General features: G+C 71.9%; 22 protein-coding genes and 1 pseudogene. 16 read left to right on the forward strand and 7 right to left on the reverse strand.

The genetic code is table 11. The annotated features are described in order from the left end of the window. Positions 1-212: 212 nt before the first annotated feature. On the reverse strand, positions 213-1,427 hold the full coding sequence (locus ACZ4S3_RS00300; RefSeq protein ID WP_467923979.1) for an 8-amino-7-oxononanoate synthase: 1,215 nt from the start codon (positions 1,425-1,427) through the stop codon (positions 213-215). 169 nt (positions 1,428-1,596) lie between these two features. Between ACZ4S3_RS00300 and bioB the strand changes: the two genes are divergently transcribed. The 4 genes from bioB (at position 1,597) to ACZ4S3_RS00320 (ending at position 5,580) form a co-directional block, all read left to right on the forward strand. Continuing rightward, positions 1,597-2,757 carry a biotin synthase BioB gene (gene bioB, locus ACZ4S3_RS00305; RefSeq protein ID WP_467923981.1) on the forward strand — a complete coding sequence of 387 codons (1,161 nt, stop codon included), beginning with the start codon at positions 1,597-1,599 and terminating at the stop codon, positions 2,755-2,757. Further along, complete coding sequence (locus ACZ4S3_RS00310) at positions 2,750-4,057, forward strand: adenosylmethionine--8-amino-7-oxononanoate transaminase (protein ID WP_467923983.1); 1,308 nt, start codon at positions 2,750-2,752, stop codon at positions 4,055-4,057. Before bioB ends, ACZ4S3_RS00310 begins: the two co-directional genes overlap by 8 nt. A gap of 31 nt (positions 4,058-4,088) precedes the next feature. Next, positions 4,089-4,790, forward strand: a complete 702-nt coding sequence (gene bioD, locus ACZ4S3_RS00315; protein ID WP_467923984.1) for a dethiobiotin synthase — start codon at positions 4,089-4,091, stop codon at positions 4,788-4,790. A 118-nt stretch (positions 4,791-4,908) separates the two neighbouring features. Beyond that, positions 4,909-5,580 carry a class I SAM-dependent methyltransferase gene (locus ACZ4S3_RS00320; RefSeq protein ID WP_467923986.1) on the forward strand — a complete coding sequence of 224 codons (672 nt, stop codon included), beginning with the start codon at positions 4,909-4,911 and terminating at the stop codon, positions 5,578-5,580. 11 nt (positions 5,581-5,591) lie between these two features. On the opposite strand, the gene ACZ4S3_RS00325 is transcribed toward ACZ4S3_RS00320, so the two are convergent. Both ACZ4S3_RS00325 and ACZ4S3_RS00330 read right to left on the reverse strand, forming a co-directional pair. Further along, on the reverse strand, positions 5,592-5,963 hold the full coding sequence (locus ACZ4S3_RS00325; RefSeq protein WP_467923988.1) for a fic family toxin-antitoxin system, toxin component: 372 nt from the start codon (positions 5,961-5,963) through the stop codon (positions 5,592-5,594). After that, positions 5,960-6,232 (reverse strand): hypothetical protein, encoded by a 273-nt coding sequence (locus tag ACZ4S3_RS00330; RefSeq protein WP_467923990.1) that lies wholly within the window; start codon positions 6,230-6,232, stop codon positions 5,960-5,962. The genes ACZ4S3_RS00325 and ACZ4S3_RS00330 overlap by 4 nt, the downstream gene beginning before the upstream one ends. Before the next feature lie 206 nt (positions 6,233-6,438). Between ACZ4S3_RS00330 and ACZ4S3_RS00335 the strand changes: the two are divergent. The 5 genes and pseudogenes from ACZ4S3_RS00335 to ACZ4S3_RS00355 all read left to right on the forward strand — a co-directional run. After that, positions 6,439-6,920, forward strand: a pseudogene (locus tag ACZ4S3_RS00335) (TIGR03621 family F420-dependent LLM class oxidoreductase); the annotation flags it as partial. 190 nt (positions 6,921-7,110) lie between these two features. Beyond that, the gene (locus tag ACZ4S3_RS00340) at positions 7,111-7,572 is read left to right on the forward strand and encodes a GNAT family N-acetyltransferase (protein ID WP_467923992.1); all 462 of its coding nucleotides are present in this window, start codon (positions 7,111-7,113) and stop codon (positions 7,570-7,572) included. 232 nt (positions 7,573-7,804) lie between these two features. Further along, on the forward strand, positions 7,805-9,148 hold the full coding sequence (locus ACZ4S3_RS00345) for a hemolysin family protein (RefSeq protein ID WP_467923994.1): 1,344 nt from the start codon (positions 7,805-7,807) through the stop codon (positions 9,146-9,148). Next, positions 9,145-10,167 carry a hemolysin family protein gene (locus tag ACZ4S3_RS00350; protein ID WP_467923996.1) on the forward strand — a complete coding sequence of 341 codons (1,023 nt, stop codon included), beginning with the start codon at positions 9,145-9,147 and terminating at the stop codon, positions 10,165-10,167. Before ACZ4S3_RS00345 ends, ACZ4S3_RS00350 begins: the two co-directional genes overlap by 4 nt. 608 nt (positions 10,168-10,775) lie before the next feature. Then, the gene (locus ACZ4S3_RS00355; protein WP_467923998.1) at positions 10,776-11,612 is read left to right on the forward strand and encodes an SGNH/GDSL hydrolase family protein; all 837 of its coding nucleotides are present in this window, start codon (positions 10,776-10,778) and stop codon (positions 11,610-11,612) included. Positions 11,613-11,720: 108 nt separating this feature from the next. Here ACZ4S3_RS00355 and ACZ4S3_RS00360 read toward each other — a convergent pair whose 3' ends face one another. Together ACZ4S3_RS00360 and ACZ4S3_RS00365 are read right to left on the reverse strand one after the other, a co-directional pair. Continuing rightward, complete coding sequence (locus ACZ4S3_RS00360) at positions 11,721-13,166, reverse strand: aromatic amino acid ammonia-lyase (RefSeq protein WP_467924000.1); 1,446 nt, start codon at positions 13,164-13,166, stop codon at positions 11,721-11,723. Beyond that, positions 13,166-14,524, reverse strand: a complete 1,359-nt coding sequence (locus ACZ4S3_RS00365) for an MFS transporter (RefSeq protein WP_467924002.1) — start codon at positions 14,522-14,524, stop codon at positions 13,166-13,168. Before ACZ4S3_RS00365 ends, ACZ4S3_RS00360 begins: the two co-directional genes overlap by 1 nt. A 175-nt stretch (positions 14,525-14,699) precedes the next feature. On the opposite strand from ACZ4S3_RS00365, the gene ACZ4S3_RS00370 reads away from it, so the two are divergent. The 5 genes from ACZ4S3_RS00370 (at position 14,700) to ACZ4S3_RS00390 (ending at position 19,952) form a co-directional block, all read left to right on the forward strand. Further along, a complete protein-coding gene (locus tag ACZ4S3_RS00370; RefSeq protein WP_467924004.1) occupies positions 14,700-15,521 on the forward strand; it encodes an IclR family transcriptional regulator in 822 nt (273 codons plus the stop codon). Positions 15,522-15,637: 116 nt separating this feature from the next. After that, on the forward strand, positions 15,638-17,314 hold the full coding sequence (gene hutU, locus ACZ4S3_RS00375) for a urocanate hydratase (protein ID WP_467924006.1): 1,677 nt from the start codon (positions 15,638-15,640) through the stop codon (positions 17,312-17,314). Then, complete coding sequence (gene hutG / locus ACZ4S3_RS00380; RefSeq protein WP_467924008.1) at positions 17,311-18,297, forward strand: formimidoylglutamase; 987 nt, start codon at positions 17,311-17,313, stop codon at positions 18,295-18,297. Before hutU ends, hutG begins: the two co-directional genes overlap by 4 nt. Positions 18,298-18,447: 150 nt before the next feature. Beyond that, positions 18,448-19,686 carry an imidazolonepropionase gene (hutI, locus tag ACZ4S3_RS00385; protein WP_467924010.1) on the forward strand — a complete coding sequence of 413 codons (1,239 nt, stop codon included), beginning with the start codon at positions 18,448-18,450 and terminating at the stop codon, positions 19,684-19,686. Positions 19,687-19,700: 14 nt separating this feature from the next. After that, positions 19,701-19,952 carry a hypothetical protein gene (locus tag ACZ4S3_RS00390; RefSeq protein WP_467924012.1) on the forward strand — a complete coding sequence of 84 codons (252 nt, stop codon included), beginning with the start codon at positions 19,701-19,703 and terminating at the stop codon, positions 19,950-19,952. 385 nt (positions 19,953-20,337) lie between these two features. Here ACZ4S3_RS00390 and ACZ4S3_RS00395 read toward each other — a convergent pair whose 3' ends face one another. Then, the gene (locus ACZ4S3_RS00395; RefSeq protein ID WP_467924014.1) at positions 20,338-21,906 is read right to left on the reverse strand and encodes an SMI1/KNR4 family protein; all 1,569 of its coding nucleotides are present in this window, start codon (positions 21,904-21,906) and stop codon (positions 20,338-20,340) included. Positions 21,907-22,134: 228 nt separating this feature from the next. On the opposite strand from ACZ4S3_RS00395, the gene purB reads away from it, so the two are divergent. Continuing rightward, positions 22,135-23,568, forward strand: a complete 1,434-nt coding sequence (gene purB, locus ACZ4S3_RS00400) for an adenylosuccinate lyase (protein WP_467924016.1) — start codon at positions 22,135-22,137, stop codon at positions 23,566-23,568. A gap of 14 nt (positions 23,569-23,582) precedes the next feature. Further along, positions 23,583-24,134: a G/U mismatch-specific DNA glycosylase gene (gene mug / locus ACZ4S3_RS00405; RefSeq protein ID WP_467924018.1), complete on the forward strand. Its 552-nt coding sequence runs from the start codon at positions 23,583-23,585 to the stop codon at positions 24,132-24,134. Positions 24,135-24,144: 10 nt separating this feature from the next. Here the strand turns inward: mug and ACZ4S3_RS00410 are convergent, their stop codons facing one another. Continuing rightward, positions 24,145-24,606 carry a hypothetical protein gene (locus tag ACZ4S3_RS00410; protein WP_467924020.1) on the reverse strand — a complete coding sequence of 154 codons (462 nt, stop codon included), beginning with the start codon at positions 24,604-24,606 and terminating at the stop codon, positions 24,145-24,147. Between the last annotated feature and the right edge of the window lie 90 nt (positions 24,607-24,696).

Consider the following 24,696-nt stretch of genomic DNA (forward strand, 5'->3'; position numbering starts at 1 on the left):
CCGTCCCTTTCCCGCCGAGGCCCGGCTCCGGCGTACTGCCGTGGGAACCGGGACGCCGACCGGGGATCCGATTCGGCCTCGGACTGGTGTATTGCGTCAGAGTGCCACCGTTGCTGCCGGTGGTGTGGGCGATCCACCAAGTTATCCAGATATCTGTCACTCACGACGGTGAACTCTGCGACGGAAAAGCGTATTTGGGGCGCCGGATGGCCTCAGAGCGAGGGCGCCGTGGCCACGATCGTGGCGACGGCCGCGTTGATCTGATCATTCGTCAGGTCGGCCCGCGCGGTGAGCCGCAGCCGGGAGATCCCGTCCGGCACGGACGGCGGCCGGAAGCAGCCGACCACGAGTCCGGCCTCCCGGCAGTCGGCCGCCCAGCGGACCGCCTGCTCCGGAGAGGGAGCCCGTACGGAGACCACCGCGGCATCCGGCCGTACCGCCGTCAGACCGGCCGATGTGAGCCGGGTGTGCAGCTCCCGGGCGGCCTCACGGACCCGGGTGGCGCGCTCGGGTTCGCGGCGCAGCAGCCGCAGCGCGGCGAGGGCGCCGCCGACGGCCGCCGGTGCCAGCCCGGTGTCAAAGATGAACGACCGGGCGGTGTTGACCAGATGCTCGATGACCCGGGCCGGGCCGAGCACCGCGCCGCCCTGGGCGCCGAGCGACTTCGACAGCGTCACGGTGGTCACCACATCGGCGGCACCGGCGAGTCCGGCGGCCGCCATCGCGCCGCGCCCCCCGTCCCCCAGGACCCCCAGGCCGTGCGCGTCGTCGACGACGAGGGCGGCTCCGTGTGCCCGGCAGACGTCGGCGAGGGCGCGCAGCGGCGCGGCGTCGCCGTCGACGGAGAACACCGAGTCGGTGACGGCGAGCGCCCGGCCGTCGTGGCCGGTCAGCGCGGCGCGTACGGCCTCCGGGTCGGCGTGCGGGGTCACTTGCGTACGGGCCCGCGAGAGGCGGCAGCCGTCGATCAGGGAGGCGTGGTTGGCCGCGTCGGAGACGACCAGGGTGCCGGGGGCGGTGAGGGCGGTGACGGCGGCGAGGTTGGCGGCGTAGCCGGAGGACAGTACGAGGGCCGCCTCGACACCGCAGAACGCGGCCAGTTCGCTCTCCAGCCGGGCGTGCAGTTCGGTGCTCCCGGTGACCAGCCGGGAGCCGGTCGCGCCGGCGCCCCACTGCCGGGCGGCCCGCGCCGCGGCGTCGGTGACCTCGGGGTGCCGGGCCAGTCCCAGGTAGTCGTTGCCGGCGAGGCACAGCAGCGGGGAGTCGGCGGGGCGGGGCCGCAGCGTACGGACCAGCCCGGCGCGCCGGCGCTCGGCGTGCGCCTCGTCGATCCAGTCGAAGGCCGCGCCGTACGGCTGCCGGTCGGGCTCGGCGGGGCTCGCGGGCGAGGGGTCGCGAAGCAGCGACGGGGCGGAGTCGTGCGGCATCGGCGTCCTTCGTCCGGCGGCCGCGTCTCTCGGCCTCGATTGTGGGCTGTCGATAGACGTTAGCGGTCGTTCAGCACGGCCACGGTGTGGTGATACACACACCCCGATCGCGACGCGTTGTGGGAATCCTCCTTGGCCGGGGGCGGGGGTGTACGTCAGGATCAACGCCATGGACCTGCTGAACACACTGGTGGACAAGGGACTGCGGCGCGAGTTGCCGACCCGTGAAGAGGCGCTCGCCGTGCTGGCGACCTCCGATGACGAACTGCTCGATGTCGTGGCCGCGGCCGGAAAGGTGCGCCGCCAGTGGTTCGGGCGGCGGGTCAAGCTCAACTATCTCGTCAACCTCAAGTCGGGCCTGTGCCCCGAGGACTGCTCGTACTGCTCGCAGCGGCTGGGGTCGAAGGCCGAGATCCTCAAGTACACGTGGCTGAAGCCCGATGACGCCTCGAAGGCGGCCGCCGCCGGGGTGGCGGGCGGCGCCAAGCGCGTCTGCCTGGTGGCCAGCGGCCGCGGTCCGACGGACAAGGACGTGGACCGGGTCTCGGAGACCATCTCCGCCATCAAGGACCAGAACGAGGGCGTGGAGGTGTGCGCCTGTCTCGGCCTGCTCTCCGACGGCCAGGCCGGCCGGCTGCGCGCGGCTGGGGCGGATGCCTACAACCACAACCTCAACACCTCGGAAGCCACTTACGGCGACATCTGCACCACTCACGACTTCTCGGACCGGGTCTCGACCGTCCAGCAGGCTCAGGCGGCGGGCATGTCCGCCTGTTCCGGGCTGATCGCCGGCATGGGCGAGACCGACGCCGACCTGGTCGATGTGGTCTTCGCGCTGCGCGAGCTGGACCCCGACTCCGTACCGGTGAACTTCCTGATTCCCTTCGAGGGCACCCCGCTCGCCAAGGAATGGAACCTCACCCCGCAGCGCGCGCTGCGCATCCTGGCGATGGTCCGGTTCGTCTGCCCGGACGTCGAGGTGCGGCTGGCCGGCGGCCGCGAGGTGCATCTGCGCAGCCTGCAGCCGCTCGCCCTGCATCTGGTCAACTCCATCTTCCTCGGCGACTATCTGACCAGCGAGGGCCAGGCCGGCAAGGACGATCTCGCGATGATCGCGGACGCCGGGTTCGAGGTCGAGGGCACGGACACGACGACGCTGCCGGAACACCGTGCGCAAGAGGCGGAGTCGGACGACGGGGCCGCCCGAGCCGTCCAGGCCGACGAGTCCCCCGCCGCCACGGTCCCCGCGCCCCCTTCCGACGAGGCCCGCCGGGGCCTGGTCTCGGTGCGCCGCCGCGGCGCCGGCACCGAGCTCCCGCCCAATGCCTGAGCCGTCCCGCACCCCCGGCGAACTCCTCGCGCTCGACCGGGAGCATGTCTGGCATCCGTACGGGCCGATGCCCGGCCGGGCCGAGCCGCTGCTGGTGGAGTCGGCGTCCGGTGTACGGCTGCGGCTGGCCCAACCCGTCGAGGGGCAGGCCGAGTTGGTGGACGGCATGTCGTCGTGGTGGTCGGCGGTACACGGCTACAACCACCCGGTGCTGAACGACGCCGCGCGCGGCCAGCTGGAGCGGATGAGTCATGTGATGTTCGGCGGGCTCACCCACGAGCCCGCCGTACGCCTGGCGAAACGTCTCGTCGACATCACTCCGGAACCGCTCCGGCACGTCTTCCTCGCCGACTCCGGCTCGGTGTCGGTCGAGGTCGCCGTCAAAATGTGCCTGCAGTACTGGCGCTCCCTCGGAAAGCCCCGCAAACAGCGGCTGCTGACGTGGCGCGGCGGCTATCACGGCGACACCTGGCAGCCGATGGCCGTCTGCGACCCGGACGGCGGGATGCACGAGCTGTGGCAGGGCGTGCTGCCGCGCCAGATCTTCGCGGACGCGCCGCCGGCCGGCTTCGATGCCGCGCCCGACGAGGCCTATGCGGCGCATCTGCGCGAGCTGATCGGCCGCCACGCCGATGAACTGGCAGCGGTGATCGTGGAGCCGGTCGTGCAGGGTGCGGGCGGAATGTCCTTCCACTCCCCGGCCTATCTGCGAGTGCTGCGCGAGGCCTGCGACGCGCACGGCGTGCTGCTCATCTTCGACGAGATCGCCACCGGCTTCGGCCGTACGGGGGCGCTCTTCGCCGCCGGACACGCGGGCGTCGCCCCGGACGTCATGTGCCTCGGCAAGGCGCTGACCGGGGGATATCTCACCCTCGCGGCAACGCTCTGCACATCGGAGATCGCGAACGGAATCTCCCGCGGCGAACTCCCCGTGCTGGCACACGGCCCCACCTTCATGGGCAACCCGCTCGCCACCGCCGTCGCCGACGCCTCCATCGGTCTGCTGCTCTCCCAGGACTGGGGGCAGGAGGTCAAACGGATCGAGGCGGGTCTGCGGGAGGGGCTGGCGGCTGCGAAGAGCGTCGCCGGGGTGCGCGAGGTACGCGTGCTCGGCGCGATCGGCGTCGTCCAGCTCGACCACGAGGTGGACATGGCGGCCGCGACGGCGGCGGCGGTCCGCGAGGGCGTCTGGCTGCGGCCGTTCCGGGACCTGATTTACACGATGCCGCCGTACATCACCGGTGACGACGATGTGGCGCGCATCTGCGCCGCGGTGTGTGCCGCGGCGCGCGAGGGCTGACGGCTCAAGGCTGAACTGGAGAGGCGACAACATGTCGGTGCTGTTCGTGACGGGCACGTGCACGGAGATCGGCAAGACCGTGACCACGGCCGCGATCGCCGCCGCGGCGCTCGCCCGGGGCCGCTCGGTGGCGGTGCTCAAACCCGCCCAGACGGGGGTCGCCGCCGACGAGCCGGGCGACGCGGCGGAGGTCGAGCGGCTGGCCGGGCCGGTCACCACGGTCGAACTCGCGCGCTATCCGGACCCGTTGGCGCCCGCCACGGCCGCCACGCGGGCCGGCCTGCCCCCGGTGCTCCCCCATGAGATCGCCGAGGCCGCCGCGAAACTGGACGCCTCGCACGACCTGGTGCTGGTCGAGGGCGCCGGCGGTCTGCTCGTCCGCTTCGACGCCGACGGCAACACCCTCGCCGACGCGGCCCGTCTGGCCGACGCGCCCGTCCTGGTGGTCGCCCAGGCGGGCCTCGGCACCCTCAACGCCACCGCCCTGACGGCCCTGGCCCTGCGCTCGTACGGCCTCCGCTCCCCCGGCGTCGTCGTCGGCAGCTGGCCCGCCGAGCCCGGCCTCGCCGCCCGCTGCAACCTCGCCGACCTCCCCAAGGCGGCGGACGCCCCCCTCCTCGGCCTGATCCCGGAGGGCTCCGGCGCGCTGCCGCCGATCGCCTTCCAGACGGCCGCCGGAGACTGGCTGGCGCCGGAGCTCGGCGGGTCGGGGGCGTTGCGTATCCCGTCGTGACGGGCGGGAAGACGCAGCGGGAAGCGGCCGGGGCGGGGGCGCGGCGTCGGCGGACTTGCGGTCCGCTCAGTGGGGAGACTGAGAGGAGGAGCGGACACCGTCGGCGAAAGGGGCCGTCATGTTGCGGCGCAGAAGCGTTTCCCGGGCCACCGTGCACCACCCGATTTTCGCCCGCTGCTATGCGCGCTGCTGCGGTCCGGCCACCGACCAGCGGCTGGGGCTGGCGGCGCTGCGTGAGCGGTTGCTGAGGGGTGCCGCCGGGCGGGTCATCGAGGTCGGGGCGGGGACCGGGCTGAACTTCGCGCACTATCCGGGGACGGTGTCGGAGGTGGTGGCGATCGAGCCGGAGGCCACCTTGCGCAAGGCGGCGCGGTCGGCGGCGGCGCGGGCCGAGGTGCCGGTGGATCTGGTGCCGGGGGTGGCGGAGGCGCTGCCGGTCAAGAGCGAGGCGTTCGATGTGGCGGTGGCATCGCTGGTGCTGTGTTCCGTACGGGATGTGGGGCGGGCGCTGGCGGAGCTGCGGCGGGTGCTGCGGCCCGGTGCCGAGCTGCGGTTCCTGGAGCACGGCCGGGCGCCGGGGCGGGGGTTGTCGGCGGTGCAGTGGTCGCTGGACCGCACCGTCTGGCCGCTGCTGACGGGCGGCTGTCACACCTGGCGGGATCCGCTCGGCGAGATCCGTGCGGCGGGGTTCGACGTGGTGCGCCTACAGCGGCTGACGGTGCCGGAACGGGGGCCGGCGCTGCCGGCGTCCCCGGTGGTGCTGGGTGCGGCGCGGCGGCCCCTCGACTGAGGCGCGGGTGTTCACACCGTCCAGGTGCGCAGTGCGTCCGCGATGGTGCGGACGTCCGCGGTGCCTTCCTTGACCAGGCGGGCGAGGTCGCGGACCCGTTCGGGAGAGGTGGCGATCTTCAGTCCGCTGGCGATGAGGTAGCCGTAGGCGACGGCGGTCGCGAACATCGCGTTCGAGCGCTCCAACGCCGGTACCTGGATGAGGAGTTGGAGCAGGGCCGCGGCGCGGTCCTGGGGGTCGGGGTAGACGGGGACGCCGAATATTTCCGCTTCGTGGCGGCTGACGGCGGCCACCAGGGCGCCCCAGTCGGTGACCTGGGGGTCGGAGGGGGTGTGCTGTTCGGCGATCAGGAGAAGCCAGGCGAGGTCGATGCGCAGCGTCACGTTGTGCCCGGCTGCCCATCCCGGTGCGGCGCCGCCACGGGGCCGCCGGCCCCGCCGGGCTCCGGGCCGAATTCCTCGGCGAAGACCCGCTCGTACTGCTTCATGAAGTCGGCGGCGGCCTCGACGAAGGTCTGGCCGGCCTCACCCGCGTCCCGCAGGACGAGCTCCTCGATATAGCGGTTCATGCTCACTCCCCGCTGCAGGGCGCGCTCCCGCGCCGCGTCGGCGGTGGCTTCGTCCACTCGGACGTTCAGTTGAGTCTTCGCCACGCTCTCACGCTAGCGCGGATCCGCTAGCAGGAGCAAGCGGCCGGGCCGCCGGCTCCGCGGCCCGCGCCCCACGTCCGGTGCGCCGCTCCGGGAAACCGGCCGGGAACGGGAAGGGGTGCCATGGCCACCGCATTCGAACGATCATGGCGGCATGGGCCATGGCCGGTCACGGCCCGCGCCGCTCACCCGCCCTCCAAGGAGGTTCCATGCCACGCCCGTTCCGCTTCGGTATCAATATGCTCGCCTCGATGACGGCAGGTCCTGGCGCCGGAAGTGCCACCATGCGGAGGAGTTGGGCTACGACGTCCTGCTGGTCCCGGACCATCTGGGCAGGCCGGCGCCGTTCCCCGCGCTGGTCGCCGCGGCGGAGGCCACCGAGCGCCCCCGGGTGGGGACCTTCGTCCTGAACGCGGGCTTCTGGAATCCGGCGCTGCCGGCCCGTGACGTCGCCGGCACCGACGCGCTCACCAGCGGGCGGCTGGAGCTGGGGCTCGGTACGGATTACGTCCGTGCCGAGCACGAGGCGGCCGGGCTGCCGTGGGGCTCACCCGGTGAGCGGGTGGACCATCTCCTCCGCACCATCGAGGAGTTGGACCGGCTGCTGGGCGACCCCGAGCATCTGCCGCAGCCCGCGCAGCGGCCGCGCCCGCCGCTGCTGATCGGCGGCAACGGCCCCCGGATGCTGCGGGAGCGGCGCGAGCGCTTCGGTTTCTTGTACATCACCGTCCTCGACGGGTTCCTGGACGCGTTCGCTCCAGTACTGGAGGAACTGAAGGGCAGCTGACCGGGGCGGCGAGGGCAGCCGGTCGCGGTCTCGGCCGCATCACGGGGCCGGAAAACGGTCGACAGCCTCGCCGGCACGGTGATGGGATCGCGGTATGAGTGATCTTCACATCCGGGCCGCGACACCGGCCGATCTCGATGCCGTACTGGCCTTCTGGAAGGTTGCCGCCGAGGGCACCAGCATCAGCGATGACACCGATGGTGTGGCCCGGCTGCTGGCCCGCGACCCCGAGTCACTGCTGCTGGCCATGGCGGTCCCCCCGGCTCGGGAGCAGTCGGGAGCGCGAGAGGAGGCGGGCGAGCTGGTGGGCACGGTGATCGCCGGCTTCGACGGCTGGCGCGCCTCCCTCTATCGACTCGCCGTGCACCCCTCGCACCGCAGGCAGGGCATATCGAGAGCGCTCCTCGAAGCAGCCGAGGAGCGTTTCGTGAAGCTCGGAGGGCGGCGCGGTGACGCCATGGTGCTCGAAGCGAACGACCTGGCCCAGCACGCGTGGGCAGCGGCGGGATACCGGCGTGAGGAGCAGTGGCGGCGATGGACAAAGCCGCTGGTCTGAGCATGGCCGGCCCGAGCCCGCCCCCGAATGTCGGGGGCGGGCTCTCCCTTCTCCTCATTCCGCCAACACCACCACTTTGCTGATCCTTTACCATGGAGGGACTTCAGACATGAAAGGTGTGTGAGCGTCCAGTCATGGGCGAACCTCCCAGTTGCCCGGCCGACAGCCGGGCACCCTCCCGACAGAGGGCGAACGTCCCGATCCTGTTCGATCATGGGACGGAGGTGACCCGATGACCGACCTGCTTCTGCTGGGCGTGGCGCTCCTCCTGACCGTGGCCTGTGGCATCTTCGTCGCGGCCGAGTTCTCACTGACGACCGTCGAGCGCAGCGACCTGGAACGCGCCGCCGAGCGCGGTGAGCGCGGCGCGGACAGCGCCCTCAAGGCCGTCCGCGGCCTCACCTTCCAGCTCTCCGGCGCACAGCTCGGCATCACCGTCACCGGCCTGGTCATCGGCATGCTCTCCAAGCCGGCCATCGCCACCTTGCTGGCCGGACCGCTCGCCTCGATCGGGCTGCCGCACTCCGCCGTGGAATCGGTGGCCCTGGTTCTCGGCACGGCGATCTCCACGGTCGTCCTGATGGTCGTCGGCGAGCTGGCCCCGAAGAACTGGGCCATCTCCAGTCCGCTGACGATCGCCAAGAAAGTCGCCACCGCCCAGCGCGGCTTCAGCGCCGCCTTCAAGCCGTTCATCAGGCATCTCAACAACGCGGCGAACCACATGGTCCGCCGGATGGGCCTCGAGCCCGCCGAGGAGCTGGCGTCCGCCCGTGGCCCGCAGGAGCTGGTGGCGCTGGCCCGGCACTCCGCCAAGGAGGGCGCCCTGGAACCGGACACCGCCGAGCTGTTCGTCCGTACCCTCAGTCTCTCCGAGCTGACCGCGGAGAACGTGATGACGCCACGGGTGCAGGTCGTGGCCCTGGAGGTGCAGTCCACGGCCGAGGACGTCGCCAATGCGACCCGCGCCACCGGTCTGTCCCGCTTCCCCGTCTACCGCGGCAGCCTGGATGCCGTCGTCGGTGTCGCACACATCAAGGACGTGCTGACGGTCCCGGCCGAGCGCCGCCCCCGGCACCCCGTCTCCGAGCTGCTGCGCGAGCCGCTGCTGGTCCCCGAGACACTGACCGTGGACCGGCTGCTGGACCGGCTGTCCGGGAAGCGCACCATGGCCGTGGTCATCGACGAGTACGGCGGCACCGCCGGTGTCGCGACGCTCGAGGACATCGTCGAGGAAGTGGTCGGCGAGGTCCGCGACGAACACGACCCGCTGGAGACCCCGGACCTCGCGCCCGCCGGGACCGACGCGGACGGCCGCAGCCTCTATCAGGCCGACGGCGCCGCCCGTACCGACCAGCTCGAACGGATCGGCCTCCGGCTCCCCGAAGGGCCGTACGAGACGCTGGCCGGCCTGATCGCCACCGAGCTCGGCCGGATCCCGGTGCACGGCGACACACTGCACGTGGCCGGCTGGACGATGGACGTACTCGATGCGTCCGGCCACCGCGCCGCGCGGGTGCTGCTGCACGCCCCGCCGCCCGGCAGCACCGGCGAGAGCGACCCGGAGGCCGGCCGATGACCGCCCTCCAGCTCTTCGTGGGTCTGCTGACGCTGGTCGTCAACGCCTTCTTCGTGGGCGCCGAATTCGCGCTGATCTCGGTGCGCCGCAGCCAGATCGAGCCGCACGCGGAGCGCGGTGACCGCCGCGCCACCAGCGTGCTGTGGGGCCTGCAGCATGTCTCGGCCCTGCTGGCCGCCGCACAGCTGGGCATCACGCTGTGCACCCTGGTGCTGGGCGCGGTCGCCGAGCCCGCCATCGCCCATCTCCTGGAACCGGTGTTCCACGCCGTGGGCATCTCGGACGCCCTGATCCACCCGATCTCGTTCGTGATCGCCCTGTCCCTGGCCACGTATCTGCACATGCTCTTCGGCGAGATGGTGCCGAAGAACATCGCGCTGGCCGAGCCGGTACGGAGCGCGCTGGCGCTGGGCCCGCCGCTGGTCGCCCTGACCCGTGCGCTGCGTCCGGTGATCTTCGCGATCAACGCGCTCGCCAACGGGCTGCTGAAGCTGCTGCGGGTGGAGACCAGGGACGAGGTGGCCGCGACCTTCTCGGACGATCAGCTCGCCAAGATGGTCGAGGACTCGCGGGCCGCCGGCCTGCTGGACGAACGGGCCCAGGAGCGGCTGCGCGACGCCCTGGAGCTGGGCCGCCGCCCGGTGCGGGACGTGGTGCTGCCGGCCGAGCGTGTCGTCGCCGCGCGCATGGGGGTCACCCCAGAAGACCTGGAGCGACTGGCCGCCCGGTCCGGTTTCTCGCGCTTCCCGGTCGTCGACGACAACAGCCGCATCCTCGGCTACCTGCACGTCAAGGACGCGCTGGACGCCCTACCGCGCGACCTGCCGTTCCCGGTGGGCGCGCTACGCCCGATCGCCCGCGTCAAGGCGGCGACGCCGCTGGACGACGTCCTGACGGCGATGCGCGGATCCCGTACACATCTGGCCGCGGTCATCGGCGACGACGGAACGCTGGCCGGGCTGGTAACGATGGAAGACGTCCTACGCGAGCTGGTGCTGCAGCGGCCGCCTACGGTTTGATCCCTCCCCACGATTCCGCTGCGCTTGGCTTTTGGCCCCACGTTGTTTGCTTTCCCGCCGTGGGGGGTCGCCGTTGCGCCTGCGGCCCCTCCGCTGCGCTTGGCGGGCCTCCCACGTTGTTGGCTTTCCCGCCGTGGTGGTTGTTCGCCGTTGCGCCTGCGGCGGGCGTGGTTTTGTCGGGTGCGGTGCCACGCCTCCGGACTCCGTCCTGCGGCGCGGCCCCTCCCACGGGTGGGTGGAAAACCGGGCCGGTGGGGGCGAGCGTTTCGTGGTCGGGTGCAGCCTGTGATCCACGTGGTGCACCCGACCACTGACATTCGCCCCCACCGGCCGTTCTTCTCCCACCCTCAACGGGGAGGGGGCGGGCCGTAGCGGCGGAGCCGTGTAGGGCCGGTCCCGCAGCCGAACAGCCCCGCGCAGCGGACACCGCCCGCCGCAGGCGCAACGGCGAAACTCCACCACGGCGGGACGGCCGACAACGTCGGGCCCCGGCAAAGCGCAGCGGAGGGGCCGCAGGCGTCACGGCGAAGAACCCCCACGGCGGGACGGCCGACAACGTGGGGCCCAGGCAAAGCGCAGCGAACGGGCAGGATAGGATCACCCGCGCCATGGAGATGAATGCCCACTACACCCGTTTCGTCGCGGTCGGCGACAGCTTCACCGAGGGAATGTCGGACGGGCTGCCCGACGGCTCGTACCGAGGCTGGGCCGATCTGCTCGCCGCCCGTCTCGCTGCCGTCTCACCCGGCTTCCGGTATGCCAATCTCGCGGTGCGCGGCAAGCTCATCGGCCAGATCGTCGACGAACAGTGCGGCCCCGCGGCCGCGATGGGCGCGGATCTGGTGACGCTGGTCGGCGGCCTCAATGACGTCCTGCGGCCCAAGTGCGACGTGGACCAGGTGTGCGCGCGGCTGTCGGACGCCGCCGGGCGGCTCGCGAAGGGCGGCGGGCAGCTGGTGCTGATGCGCAGTCCTGGCCGGCAGGGGCCGGTGCTGGAGCGGTTCCGGCCGCGGATGGAGCAGCTGTTCGCGCACATCGACGAGGTGGCGGCGCGGCACGGCGCGGTGGTCGTGGATCTGTACGCGTCCCGGGCGCTGTCCGATCCGCGGCTGTGGGCCGACGACCGGCTGCACCTCAACGCCGAGGGACACCGCCGGGTTACCGAGGCCGTCTGGCAGGCGCTCGGCCTGGCCGCCGAGTCGGACTGGGACGCGCCGCTGCCGGCCGCTGCGCCACCGGGCTGGGGCGCGCGGCGGGCCGCGGATCTGCGGTTCGCACGCGAGCATCTGGTGCCGTGGATAGGCCGTCGGCTCACCGGCCGGTCGTCGGGCGACGGCCGGGCGGGCGCCCATGTCAGCCCCGATCTGGGCAAACCCTTCTGGGTCACCCCTGCGGACCACTCGAACCCCGGCCCTGTGCCGGACTGGGGACGAGTGGGGGCGTAACCCGGAGCCCCTGGCCGGCTGCCCCGGACGGGGCCGCCCCGAGCGGAGCCGGGGTCACTGGGGGCGCCGCGCGTCGCGCGTCGCGAGCCTCGACCGCCCGCGCGGGTGTCAGACGGCGGCCAGCAGTGCGGCCGCGGCCTCGATGTCCGCGGTGAGGTTACGGTCGGCGAGGGACGGGTCCAGCGCCCGCGCCGCGCGATCGTGGAAGTCACGCAGTTCGCCGTCGCCCGCCGGGACGAGGCCGCGCATCCGCAACGCGCGGACCGCCGCGACCAGTTCACAGGCCAGGACGAGCCGGAAGTGCTCCACCGACTCCAGCAGCCGCCGGGCGCCGGTGGAAGCGAAGCTCGCATGCTCCTCCACCCCACGCGATATCACCGCGTGGCCGAGCGTCACCGGCTGTGCCGCGCCGCGCAGTTCGGCCAGGGCGGACTGCGCCGCGTACTCGGTGATCATGATGCCGCTGCTGCCGTCCTCGCCCTCGGCAAGGAAGGGCGGCAGTCCGGTGAAGGCCGGTTCCACCAGGATGCCGAGCCGGGTGGTCGAGAGTTCCGCGGTGCCCAGGAGTCCCAGCCGGAGCTGGTCGAGGGCCAGCCCGAGCCGGGCCAGGTGGAAGCCGCCGTGGTGGTGGTAGTCCTCCGCGTCGGCGTTGAGCAGCGGGTTCTCCACGGCGGCGTTGATTTCCACGGAGAGCACCTGGTCCAGCGCGGACCAGGCGTCCAGCGCCGTGCCGTGCACCTGAGGGAGGCAGCGCAGGCCGAAGGGGTCCTGCACCAGCGGCGAGTCCCAGTCCGCGGGGGCCAGCAGCTCGCGCATCCGCGCCGCGAGCAGTTGCGCTCCGGCGTGCGGACGGACGTCGTGCACATGCTGGGCGTACGGCTCGGTGGAACCGCGCAGCGCCGTCAGGGTCAGCGCGGCAACCAGCGGCACCCGGTCCAGCAGGTGCCCCAGATCGGTGGCGGCGAGCGCGGACTGACCGATGGTCAGCGCGCCACTGGACATCAGTGGCAGTGCGTCCCAGCGGGTCAGTGTCAGCGGCATGGGGGCGGGTCCGGAACCGCCCCGCCAGGGCAGTTCGCCGGCCAGAGTGAGGCCGAGCTCGCCGAGTGCGGAGAGGTCCCCGGTCCCGATCGCGCCCAGGGCGTGCACGGTGGGCAGGTGGCCGTGGGTGAGCGCCTCGGCGATGCGGTCCAGCACGGCGACGTCGATCGCCGCGCCGCCGCACAGCAGTTGGTTCAGCCGTACGGTGAGCATCGCGCGGGTCTGTTCGTCCGGCACCACCGGGCCGACACCGCCGCTGTGGCTGCGCAGCAGCCGCATCCCGAAGACGTCCATCGCGGAGTCCGGCACGCTCGCCGTCCGGTTGGCGCCCACACCGGTGGTGTAGCCGTAGACCCTGCGGCGTGCGGTGATCCGCTCGGCGGTCTTGCGGGCCTCCCGGACCCGTTCGCGGGCCTTGCCGTCGAGCAGGGGCCGGGCCTGGCCTCGGGCGAGGGAGGAGACCTGGGCGGCGCTGAGCGCGTGCCCGTCGAGGGTGAGGTGCATGGTTGCCATCAGTGGTGCCAGTCTTCGGCGGTGAGGGTGTTGCGGGTCTCCGGTGCCCAGACCAGGCTGACGATCGTGCCGAGCAGCAGCACCAGCGCCATCCCGCCCATGGACCAGCCCACGCCGAGCTGGGTCAGGCTGACCGGCAGGACGAAGGTGCCCACGGCCGAGGTGACGCGGCTGGTGCCGTTGAGGAAGCCGACTCCGGTGCCGCGCAGCGCGGTGGGGAACAGTTCGGCCGGGTAGACCTGGGTGATGTTGGAGGCCCCGGCCATCACGAACGTGTAGATGAGGAAGGGGACCATCAGCGCCCAGCCGGAGGCGCCGTTGAGGACGGCCATCGCCGCCAGGCAGACGGTGAGGATCGCGAAGGTTCCGATGGTGAACGGGCGGCGGCCCATCCGCTGCACGGGCCACAGCCCGATGACCCCGCCGAGCAGCAGGGCGACGTTGAGCACCAGGTTCTGGTTGTCGGCGTCGGAGATGTGCATGGTGCTCAGGATCTGCGACATGAACGTGTAGATCGCGAAGTAGGGAAGGACCTGGGCGCTGTAGAAGATGACGCCGAACCAGGTCTTGGCCGCCTGGCCGCGGGCGAAGAGTTCGCGGTAGCGGGCGGCGGGCGGTTGTTCGGCGGCCGCGGCCTGCGCGGTCTCGGCGGTGGCCGCGGACTGGCCGAGGTACTTGCGGCGGATCTGAGCGGCCTCGGCGGCGCGGCCGCGCGTGGCCAGCCAGCTCGGGGACTCCGGGATGCCGATCCGCAGCAGCAGCACCATGAGGGCGGGCAGCGCGCCGCTGGCCAGCAGCCAGTGCGCGGCGGTGTCGGTGATCGGGATGTAGGTGCCCAGGACGTTGGCCAGTACGTAGCCGACGGTCCACAGGACGGTGAGCGAGCCCAGCAGAACGCCGCGCAGCCGCCGCGGGGCGAACTCGGAGAGCAAGGTCGGGCCGACGGCGTAGTCCGCACCCAGGCCGAAGCCGATGACCAGCCGGAGCAGGAAGAGGACCAGCGGGCTGTGCGCCCAGAACTGGGCGGCGGAGGCGATCGCGATCAGCACGAAGTTGTAGAGGTACAGCTTCTGACGCCCGATGACGTCCGCCACCCGCCCGAGCAGGATGCTGCCGAAGAACAGCCCGATCAGCGCGGAGGCGCCGAGCAGTCCCTGCCACGCTCCGGACAGCTGCATCGTCGTGCCGAGCACGGGCAGGACGGCGCCGATGATCCCGAGGGCGTAGCCGTCGGAGAAGTTCGCCCCGAAGGTGGTGGCCGTTACCCGGAGGTGGAAGCCGGTGAGCGGTTCCTTCGGGGCGGCCCCCGGGGGAGCCCCTGCTGTGCGGTCCTCTGCCGCCGCCGTGTCCGTTGACATGCGTGCCTCCCGGCTCTGTTGAGTGAGGGGGGTGGGGGTCGGTGGGCGACAGCATGTATGAATTCAATCCGTCAAACAATAGGTTGAATGAAAGTTCCCATTCAGTTGCGCCTCAACCGGCCTGCCGGGGGCCGCATGTATTTCAGTGGTATATGTGCCGACAAGAGGTGAGTCCGTGAGTGAACGCGCGACAGGATCGAGCACCTCACCGGCCGTGGGGCGCGCCCTGGACATCTTGCTGTACCTCGCCGGCCGTCCAGGTCTTGTGCAGACCGCGGCGCTGGCCCGCGACCTCGGCATCCCGCGATCGTCCGCTTACCACATCCTGTCGGTCCTGGTGGATCGCGGCTTCGTCACCTACGTCCCCAAAGAGCAGGCGTACGGCCTTGGCCTCGCATCCTTCGAGATCGGCTCCGCCTATCTGCGGCACGAACCCCTGGAACGACTCGCGCGCCCCATCCTGCGTGACCTGTCGAACCGGCTCGGCCAGACCGTTCACCTGGGCATCCTCTACGGCGCGGAGACGGTCTACCTGCTCAAGGAGCGCCCCGCCACGGGCCGGTCCGGCGAAGTCGACGCGGCCCTCGTCACCGACATCGGTGTCCGGCTGCCGGCTCATCTGACGGCGAACGGCCGCGCCATCCTGGCCCACTCCCCCGAGCCCCAGGTCCGGGCGCTCTTCCCCCGGCCGGGCAGCCTCATCACGCGCACCGGCAAAGGCCCGCGCTCGCTCTCCGAGCTGCTGGGCCTGCTGGCACGGGATCGTGATCGCGGCTGGTCGGAAGAGGTGGAGCTGGTCTCCGAGGGGTTCCGCTCGATGGGCGTGGCGGCTTTCGACCACAACGAACGGCCGGTGGCCGCGCTCAGCAGCACCTGGCACCGGCACTACAGCCGGCACGACCCGGAGCATGTGCGTGACGTCCTGCAGCACGGTGCGGCACGCCTGACTGCCGCGGTGTCCGGCCACGCCCCCTCGGGACGGCCCGGGAGTGACTGACGGGGCGGACGAATCGGTTCTCGGATCCGAGAAATCGGACGGGTGCCGCTTCTTCCCGCCCGTCCCGTCGCCTGTCATGGGGCGCGGAACAGACCGGACCCCTGTCAGGAGGCAGCATGACCAGCGTTTCCCCCGATGCCCGCCGCATCCGCGCTCCCCGTAGCTCCGAACTGAACTGTCTGGGCTGGCAGCAGGAGGGCGCCCTGCGGATGTTCATGAACAATCTCGACCCCGAGGTCGCCGAGCATCCAGAGGACCTGGTCGTCTACGGCGGCACCGGCAAGGCCGCCCGCAACTGGGCCGCGTACGACGCCATCGTCCGCACCCTCAAGACGCTGAAGAACGACGAGACGCTGCTCGTACAGTCCGGCAAGCCGGTCGGCGTCATGCGCACCCACGAGTGGGCACCACGGGTGCTCCTCGCCAATTCCAACCTCGTCGGTGACTGGGCGAACTGGGAGGAGTTCCGGCGCCTGGAGCAGCTCGGCCTGACGATGTACGGCCAGATGACCGCCGGTTCGTGGATCTACATCGGCAGTCAGGGCATCCTGCAGGGCACCTACGAGACGTTCGGCGCGGTCGCCCGCAAGAAGTTCAACGGGTCCCTGGCCGGCACCATCACCCTGACCGCCGGCCTCGGTGGCATGGGCGGCGCTCAGCCGCTGGCGGTGACGATGAGCGACGGTGTCGCGATCTGTGTCGACTGCGACCCCACCCGTATCGAGCGCCGTATCGCCCACCGCTACCTCGATGTCGCCGCGGACGACCTGGACGATGCGCTCCGGCTCGCCCTCGAAGCCAGGGACGCCCGTAAGCCGCTGTCCATCGGCCTGGTCGGCAACGCCGCGGAGGTGTTCCCGAAGCTGCTGGAGATCGGTGCGCCCCTCGACATCGTGACCGACCAGACCTCGGCGCACGACCCGCTGGCGTATCTCCCCGTCGGCGTGAGCCTGGACGAATGGCACGAGCTGGCCCGCAAGGACCCGGCCGCCTTCACCGAGCGTTCCCGCGCGTCCATGGCCCAGCACGTCGAGGCGATGGTCGGCTTCCTCGACGCGGGCGCCGAGGTCTTCGACTACGGCAACTCGATCCGCGACGAGGCCCGCAAGGCCGGCTACCAGCGCGCCTTCGACTTCCCCGGCTTCGTCCCGGCCCACATCCGGCCGCTGTTCGAGGAGGGCCTCGGCCCGTTCCGCTGGGCTGCCCTGTCCGGCGACCCCAAGGACATCGAGGCCACGGACAAGGCCATCCTGGAACTGTTCCCGGACAACGAACACCTCCACCGCTGGATCAAGATGGCCGGTGAGCGGGTGGCGTTCGAGGGCCTGCCCGCCCGCATCTGCTGGCTGGGCTACGGCGAACGCCACCGCGCCGGTCTGCGGTTCAACGAGATGGTCGCCTCCGGCGAGCTGTCCGCGCCCCTCGCCATCGGCCGTGACCACCTGGACTCCGGCTCCGTCGCCTCGCCGTACCGCGAGACCGAGTCGATGCTCGACGGGTCCGACGCCATCGCCGACTGGCCGCTGCTCAACGCGCTGGTGAACACCGCCTCCGGCGCGTCCTGGGTCTCCCTCCACCACGGTGGCGGCGTCGGCATGGGCCGCTCGATCCACGCCGGCCAGGTCTGCATCGCCGACGGCACCGAACTCGCCGCCCAGAAGCTCTCCCGCGTGCTGACCAACGACCCCGGCATGGGCGTCATCCGCCACGTGGACGCCGGCTACGAACACGCCACCTCCGTGGCGCGGCAGCGCGGAGTGCGCATCCCGATGGCGGAGGACGACGCGAAGTGAGAACGGACAACACCGTGGCGACGGCCGTGGACGTGGCGCCCGAGCCCTGGACGGGCCGGGACGACGGGCCCGGGGCCGACAACCTGCGCTGGCACCATGCGGTCGGGTTCGATGCCGACCGCGCCGAGCCGGGCGATGTCGCGCTCGTCGGCTTCCGCAGCGATGAGGGAGTCCGGCGGAACAAAGGCCGCCAGGGTGCGGCGGACGGCCCTCGCGCGCTCCGCGGTGCCCTCGCGTCCATGGCACTGCCGTCGCCGGTGCAGGTGCTGGACGTCGGTGATGTGGAGGTGGGCGACGGCGACCTGGAAGGCGGGCAGCGCCGTCTGGGCCGGGTGATCACCTCCCTCGTCGACCGAGGTCATCCGGTGGTGGTGCTGGGCGGCGGCCACGAGGTGGCCTACGGCAGCTATCTGGGGCTCGCCGGCAGCCGCGCGCTGCGCGCGGGGGGCCGTCTCGGGGTGCTGAACCTCGACGCCCACTTCGACCTGCGCGACGATGCGCGGCCCAGCTCCGGCACGCCGTTCCTCCAGATGGCGCGGAGCGAGGAACAACGCGGGCGGCGGCCGAACTACTGGGTGCTCGGCGTGAGTCAGCCGAGCAACACACAGCGGCTGTTCCACACCGCGGACAAGCTCGGCGTGCGCTATCTGCCCGATACCGAGTGCGGTCTGCTCGGCCTGGCGCGCGTGGACGAGTTCCTCGGCGAGTTCCTCGCGAGCTGTGATGTCGTGCATCTCAGCATCGATCTCGATGTGCTCCCCGCCGCGGTGGCTCCTGGCGTCAGCGCCCCCGCCGCCTACGGAGTGCCGATGGACATCATCGAGCGGGTATGCGGCACGGTGGCGGCCGCCGGGAAGCCGGCCGTGTGCGACGTCGCCGAACTCAACCCGGACCTCGACGCCGACAGCCGCACGGCGCGTGCCGGCGCCCGCCTGATCCACCGCATCGTGACGTCCAGGAGCGCACCGTCCCACCAGGCCTGACCGGGGCGCGGGAGCCCGCGACGGGCCGGAGGAGAGGGCCCATCCGCCGAATCCTCCGCGCCCGTGGCCACCGAGCAGGTCGCCGGGCCGCGTGATCCGGACAGCCGCAGCCCGGCGACCACCCACCGCCCTCACCCGGGAGTTCCCCGTATGACACAGCACCATCACGCCATCGCACCGGACCGCAGCACCGCCGGCCGGCCGGACAAGGGGACAACACTCCTCACGAACATCGGCGCCCTGGTGACCAATGACCCCTGCCGTGGCGACGGCGCCCTCGGCCTGATCCGCAACGCGGCACTCCTCATCGACGGTACGGACATCGCCTGGGTCGGCCCCACCGGCCAGGCACCGGCGGCCGACAGCCGAATCGACGCACAAGGCCGGGCGGTGATTCCCGGTTTCGTCGACTCGCACTCCCACCTGGTCTTCGCCGGCGACCGCACGGCGGAGTTCCACGCCCGGATGTCGGGCCGTTCCTATACCGCCGGCGGGATCCGCACCACCGTCGACGCCACCCGCGCCGCCACCGACGACGAACTGCACGCCATGGTGGACCGCCATGTACGCGAGGCGCTCCGGCAAGGCACCACCACCATCGAGACCAAGTCCGGGTACGGCTTGACGGTCGAGCAGGAAGCCCGCGCCCTGAGCATCGCGGCCTCCCACACCGATGAGGTCACGTTCCTGGGGGCGCACGTCGTACCGAGCGAGTTCGCCGACGACCCGGCCGGCTACGTCGACCTCGTCACCGGCCCGATGCTCGACGCCTGCGCACCGTACGCCCGCTGGGCGGATGTCTTCTGCGAGAACGGAGCCTTCGACGGTGACCAGGCCCGTGCCATCCTCGAGGCCGCGGCCGAGCACGGGCTCCTGCCCAGGATTCACGCCAATCAGCTGTCGTACGGGCCCGGTGTTCAGCTGGCGGTCGAGCTGGGGGCCGCCTCGGCCGACCACTGCACCCACCTCACCGATGCCGACATCGACGCCCTCGCACAGGGGCACACCGTCGCCACCCTGCTGCCCGGGGCGGAGTTCTCCACCCGTGCGCCCTATCCCGACGCGCGTCGTCTCCTCGATGCCGGTGCCCCGGTCGCCCTGTCCACGGACTGCAACCCGGGATCTTCCTTCACCAGCTCCCTGGCTTTCTGCATCGCGCTGGCCGTACGGGAGATGGGCATGACACCCGACGAGGCACTCTGGTCGGCGACCGCCGGCGGTGCGCTCGCACTGCGCCGAGGCGACGTCGGCCGCCTCTCCCCCGGGGCGCGTGCCGACCTGGTCGTCCTGGACGCCCCCTCCCACGTCCATCTTGCCTACCGCCCCGGGGTGCCGTTGGTCGCCGCCGTCTGGCGGGCAGGCCAACGCCTCGCCCCACGCGCCGTGTGAAAGGAACCAATCCGATGGGTGACACAGCCGCCGAGGCGGCAAGCCCGACCCCCGACCCGCTGACCGCCAGCGTGTACAACAGCGTCGGCCAGCTGCGCGCCGATGCCTGGAGCTCGCTGGCGGATGACCTGAACCGGGCGCTGGGGACCGATACGTACCGCAGTTCCCCACCCCTTCAGGACGGCCCCGAGGAGGGCAGCCGCCGAGGCACCGCAGGCCGGCGCCCCCGCGGCAAAGCCGTACTTCGAAGTCCTCGTCGTCGGTGATCTCGATGACGCCGAAGCGGACACGCTGCGCCAGGAACTGCGCCAACTGCGCCGCGATGAGGACGAGTTCGTCTACGACCTCGTCATGGCTCCCAGTTTCGAGGACGCGGTGATCACGGCGCTGGTGAACTCCAGCGTGCAGGCGGTGGTGATCCGCCACCGGTTCGCCGACCGGTCCCGGCACGACGTACAGGTGGTCCGGCACTTCTTCGACGGCATGGCCACTGAAGGCATCCCCGAAGAGCAGCGATACGAGCAGCAGTACGAGCAGCGGTACGAGCAGCGGGCACAGGCACTGGGCGCCCGGCTGCTGGCGCTACGGCCCGAGCTGGACCTCGGGGTCACCAGGGCCTCGAGCCGGTACGGGTCATCGAGATGCCGGGGCTCACCCGCCGTCAGATCCGAGGGTTCCGGTGGCGCGGAGCGCGTCCCCGGTGCTCAGTCCGAGGCGGGCCGACCAGGTGAGGGCCTCGTCGAGTGCGGCGTCGTTGTCGGCCAGGCGGGCGGCGGCGAGGGTCGGCGGCGCCTTGCCCTCGTCCAGCAGGACGGTCCACTGCCGTGCGGTGAGGGCCAGGTAGCGCAGGTCGGGGAGGTCGGCCAGGACGGTCAGGTCGCGGACGTCGGCCCCGGAGAGGTCCAGGCCGCGCAGGTGCGGGACGGTACGCAGCGGGGCGAGGTCGATCGGGGCGGTGGTCCCCAGGTTCAGGGAGGTGAGGGTGCGGTGGCCGGCAAGCGAGGTCAGGTCGCCGCCGTCCAGGGTGAGGCGCAGGGACTCGACGGGCAGCGTGCGGATCGGCGTCAGGTCGGCGGTGGCGCAGCGGTTGAGGTGCAGGAGCCGCAGGTGGGGGGCGGCGGCCAGGGGGGCCAGCCCGACCGGGCTCTCGGCATCGTTGAGGTGGAGGGCCTGAAGGCCGGCCGGGATCTCGTCGGGGATCTCGCCAATGATGCTGGTGGGGCCGAGCCTGCGGGCGGGCGCCGGCAGGGCGAGGTCGTCACCGTCCTTCTCGTAGGCTCCCCGCTCCAGCTGCTCCAGGTGGTGGCCGAGCAGCGAGGTGATCGAGTCGGCGACGTAGGCCGGGCCGTCGTCGTAGTCGCGGCCGATGCGGATGACCTGGCCGGGGCGGCCGTCCCGGGCCGGGGCCAGGTCCACCGCCAGGTAGTTGCCGTCCTCGCCGGAGCCGAAGGGCAGCCAGCCCGGGTGCCCTCCGCAGCGCCGGACGGTGTCGGACGGGTCGGTGTCCAAGACGACCGCGTCCCAGGCCAGGTCCCAGCCGTACCAGGCCGGCTCGCGCTGGTCGGCGTGGACGGCGACCAGGCGGTCCAGGGCCAGCCAGGCGTTGCCTCCGAGCAGGCAGCGGTGCTCGTAGCCGATGCCGTCGCCGTTGGCGATCAAGTACAGCGCCCGCAGGTCGGCGGGCAGCGGCCGCCCGATCCGGCGTTCGGCCTCGTCGAGCGCCGCGGCGGACACGGGCGGCGGCAGTTGCTCGGGCCGCCCCAGGATCGCGGCGCGCCGCTCCGTATAGGCGTGGAACCGGGCCGCCGCCAGCTCTGGATCGCCCTCCGGGGCAGCCGTCCCCTGCTCCTGGTCACCACCGGGCTGGGGCAGCCGGTAGCCGGGATCAAGGACGGCCTGAAATCCGCCGCCCTGCCCACGCAGGCTGGTGATCGCGTCGGTGAACGCGACGACTCGGTACTCTCCCGACGGCCGGCACTCGATCTCCAGAGTGGTTGACTCCCAGCCCCGGACCTCCCGCACCGCCTCCGCCAGCTTGCTCAGCTCCGCGAAGGGTGTCGGTACCGGGTTGCGCCACGGGAGCGTGCCGGGGACGTCGTAGACGCCGGACGCCGAGACGCGGCCCGGTCCCGCCGTGGCAGCCAGTACCGCCCGCGTCCAGCCCGTAGGCGCACTCGCGACGACCTCCTCGGCGATCCGCCGTGCGACCTGGTCAACCATGTCATGCTCCTGTCGTGTCGGCTCTGCCGGTCATCATGGCAGTGGGCTATGACAGGCAGTGAGCTATGACAGGCAGTGGGCCATGACAGGGACAAGCCGTGTGCCATGGCAGAAGGCCGGGCCTACGAGGGCCGACGCCGCGGATTGCGCTCGCTCCGCGGGCTTGGAGGAACGCACAGCCCAGGCCGGGGCGCTGGCCTGCGTAAACCGCCAGTAGACTCTGGCCATGTGACTGCTAAGCCTCGCATCCCCAATGTTCTGGCCGGCCGCTACGCCTCCGCGCAGCTGGCCGTGCTCTGGTCCCCCGAGTACAAGGTGAAGCTGGAGCGGAAGCTGTGGCTTGCCGTACTGCGTGCGCAGAAGGACCTCGGCGTGGAGGTCCCCGAGCAGGCGCTGGCCGACTACGAGCGGGTCCTGGAGAACGTCGACCTGGCCTCCATCTCCGAACGCGAGAAGGTCACCCGGCACGACGTCAAGGCCCGGATCGAGGAGTTCAACGCCCTCGCCGGTCATGAGCAGGTCCACAAGGGCATGACCTCCCGCGACCTGACGGAGAACGTCGAGCAGCTGCAGGTGCGGCTGTCGCTGGAGCTGATGCGGGACCGTACGGTCGCCGTCCTGGCGCGCCTGGGCTCGCTGGCCTCCCAGCACGCCGAGCTGGTCATGGCGGGCCGCTCTCACAATGTCGCGGCGCAGGCCACGACGCTGGGCAAGCGCTTCGCGACCGCGGCGGACGAGCTGCTGGTGGCCTACGGGCGGCTGGAGGAGCTGCTGTCCCGCTACCCGCTGCGCGGCATCAAGGGCCCGGTCGGCACCGCCCAGGACATGCTCGACCTGCTCGGCGGCGACGCCGCCAAGCTCGCCGAGCTGGAGCAGCGGATCGCCTCGCACCTCGGCTTCGGTCGGGCCTTCACCTCCGTCGGCCAGGTCTACCCGCGCTCGCTGGACTACGACGTGGTCACCGCGCTGGTGCAGCTCGCCGCCGCCCCCTCGTCCATCGCCAAGACCATCCGGCTGATGGCCGGGCACGAGCTGGTCACCGAGGGCTTCAAGCCCGGCCAGGTCGGCTCCTCGGCGATGCCGCACAAGATGAACACCCGCTCCTGCGAGCGCGTCAACGGCCTGATGGTGATCCTGCGCGGCTATGCCTCGATGGCCGGTGAGCTCTCCGGCGACCAGTGGAACGAGGGCGATGTGTCCTGCTCCGTGGTCCGTCGCGTCGCCCTCCCCGACTCGTTCTTCGCGCTGGACGGCCTGCTGGAGACGTTCCTGACCGTGCTCGACGAGTTCGGCGCCTTCCCCGCCGTCGTCGCCCGCGAGCTGGACCGCTACCTGCCGTTCCTCGCCACCACGAAGGTGCTGATGGGTGCCGTACGGGCCGGGGTGGGCCGCGAGGAGGCGCACGAGGCGATCAAGGAGAACGCGGTCGCGTCGGCGCTGGCGATGCGCGAGCAGGGCGCGGAGCGCAACGAGCTGCTCGACAAGCTGGCCGCGGACTCCCGGATCCCGCTGGACAAGGCGCAGTTGGACGCCCTGATGGCGGACAAGCTCTCCTTCACCGGTGCGGCCGCCGACCAGGTGGCGTCCGTCGTCGCCCGGATCGAGGAGATCGCCAAGCAGCACCCCGAGGCCGCCGCGTACACCCCGGGCTCCATCCTCTGAGCCGGTCCGCCGACGTGCGCTTCACCCCCGAAGAGCTGCAGGCCGCTCGCGATCGCCTCGTCCCGGACGTGGCCGCGAGCGGTCTGCGGGTCCTCTTCTGCGGTATCAACCCCGGGCTGATGACGGCCGCCACCGGCCACCACTTCGCCCGTCCCGGCAACCGTTTCTGGCCCGTCCTGCACGCGTCCGGTTTCACGCCCCGGCAGTTCCGGCCCGCCGAGCAGGAGGAACTGCTCGCGCACGGGCTCGGCATCACCAATGTCGTGGCCCGGCCGACCGCCAAGGCGGACGAGCTGACCGCGGAGGAGTACCGCGAGGGCGGACGGCTGCTGGCCGAGAAGGTGGCGCTGCTGCGGCCGCGCTGGCTCGCCGTCGCGGGCGTCACCGCCTACCGCGTCGCCTTCGGCGACAAGCACGCCGCGATCGGCCCCCAGGAACGCACCCTGGGCACCACCCGCATCTGGGCGCTGCCCAACCCCAGCGGTCTGAACGCCCATTGGACGCTCGCGACCATGGCGCAGGAGTACGGACGGCTGCGCGCGGCGGCCTTCGGCGACAACGCCTGACCCGGCGGGTTCACTCCCCTATCGCCCCCACCTCGGTCATCGCCCCCTCCTCGGCTATCGCCGCCAGCACCTGGCACGGCTGCTCCGGCCCGGCCTGCCCCGCCCCGACCGCCACCCAGCGGCCCTCGACCCGCCAGGTGTGCAGCCGGGGCACCAGCCCGCACAGGACATCCAGCGGCGGCCCGACCGGCAGCCCCATCGCCACCCGCTCCAGGGACCCCGCGAGATCGACGACGCCGGGCCCGCCCCACCGTAAGGACAGCACCTCGGTCAGCGCCGCCAGCCCGGCCGCGCACTCCTCGCGTATCTCCCCGGCGTCCGCCGGCTCCGCATCCCACAGCGGCCCGCTCTCCCACAGCCGCACCACATGGAACCCGGGCCCGCTGACGCCCGTCGCGGACCGCTCCCGCCGGGCCGGGAACGCCCGTCGGCGCCATGCGTCGATCACCGTCACCTGCTCACCAGTCGTCATACCGTCAGTAAACCGCCGGGGTCTGACAATTGACCGTTCGCCAACCGCCCCCGAAGGCCGCCGCCCCTCCCGTGGCCCGCACCACCGCCC

Source organism: Streptomyces sp. NPDC028368, assembly GCF_055565615.1.

Excerpts from the sequence above, each read along its gene's own strand:
- ACZ4S3_RS00360 (WP_467924000.1), bottom strand. The coding sequence starts at position 13,166 with ATGGCAACCATGCACCTCACCCTCGACGGGCACGCGCTCAGCGCCGCC.
- ACZ4S3_RS00365 (WP_467924002.1), bottom strand. The coding sequence starts at position 14,524 with ATGTCAACGGACACGGCGGCGGCAGAGGACCGCACAGCAGGGGCTCCC.
- ACZ4S3_RS00310 (WP_467923983.1), top strand. The coding sequence starts at position 2,750 with ATGCCTGAGCCGTCCCGCACCCCCGGCGAACTCCTCGCGCTCGACCGG.
- hutI (WP_467924010.1), top strand. The coding sequence starts at position 18,448 with ATGACACAGCACCATCACGCCATCGCACCGGACCGCAGCACCGCCGGC.
- bioB (WP_467923981.1), top strand. The coding sequence starts at position 1,597 with ATGGACCTGCTGAACACACTGGTGGACAAGGGACTGCGGCGCGAGTTG.
- ACZ4S3_RS00340 (WP_467923992.1), top strand. The coding sequence starts at position 7,111 with ATGAGTGATCTTCACATCCGGGCCGCGACACCGGCCGATCTCGATGCC.
- ACZ4S3_RS00345 (WP_467923994.1), top strand. The coding sequence starts at position 7,805 with ATGACCGACCTGCTTCTGCTGGGCGTGGCGCTCCTCCTGACCGTGGCC.
- bioD (WP_467923984.1), top strand. The coding sequence starts at position 4,089 with ATGTCGGTGCTGTTCGTGACGGGCACGTGCACGGAGATCGGCAAGACC.
- ACZ4S3_RS00410 (WP_467924020.1), bottom strand. The coding sequence starts at position 24,606 with ATGACGACTGGTGAGCAGGTGACGGTGATCGACGCATGGCGCCGACGG.
- ACZ4S3_RS00320 (WP_467923986.1), top strand. The coding sequence starts at position 4,909 with ATGTTGCGGCGCAGAAGCGTTTCCCGGGCCACCGTGCACCACCCGATT.
- ACZ4S3_RS00300 (WP_467923979.1), bottom strand. The coding sequence starts at position 1,427 with ATGCCGCACGACTCCGCCCCGTCGCTGCTTCGCGACCCCTCGCCCGCG.
- ACZ4S3_RS00355 (WP_467923998.1), top strand. The coding sequence starts at position 10,776 with ATGGAGATGAATGCCCACTACACCCGTTTCGTCGCGGTCGGCGACAGC.
- ACZ4S3_RS00395 (WP_467924014.1), bottom strand. The coding sequence starts at position 21,906 with ATGGTTGACCAGGTCGCACGGCGGATCGCCGAGGAGGTCGTCGCGAGT.
- ACZ4S3_RS00390 (WP_467924012.1), top strand. The coding sequence starts at position 19,701 with ATGGGTGACACAGCCGCCGAGGCGGCAAGCCCGACCCCCGACCCGCTG.
- hutU (WP_467924006.1), top strand. The coding sequence starts at position 15,638 with ATGACCAGCGTTTCCCCCGATGCCCGCCGCATCCGCGCTCCCCGTAGC.
- ACZ4S3_RS00350 (WP_467923996.1), top strand. The coding sequence starts at position 9,145 with ATGACCGCCCTCCAGCTCTTCGTGGGTCTGCTGACGCTGGTCGTCAAC.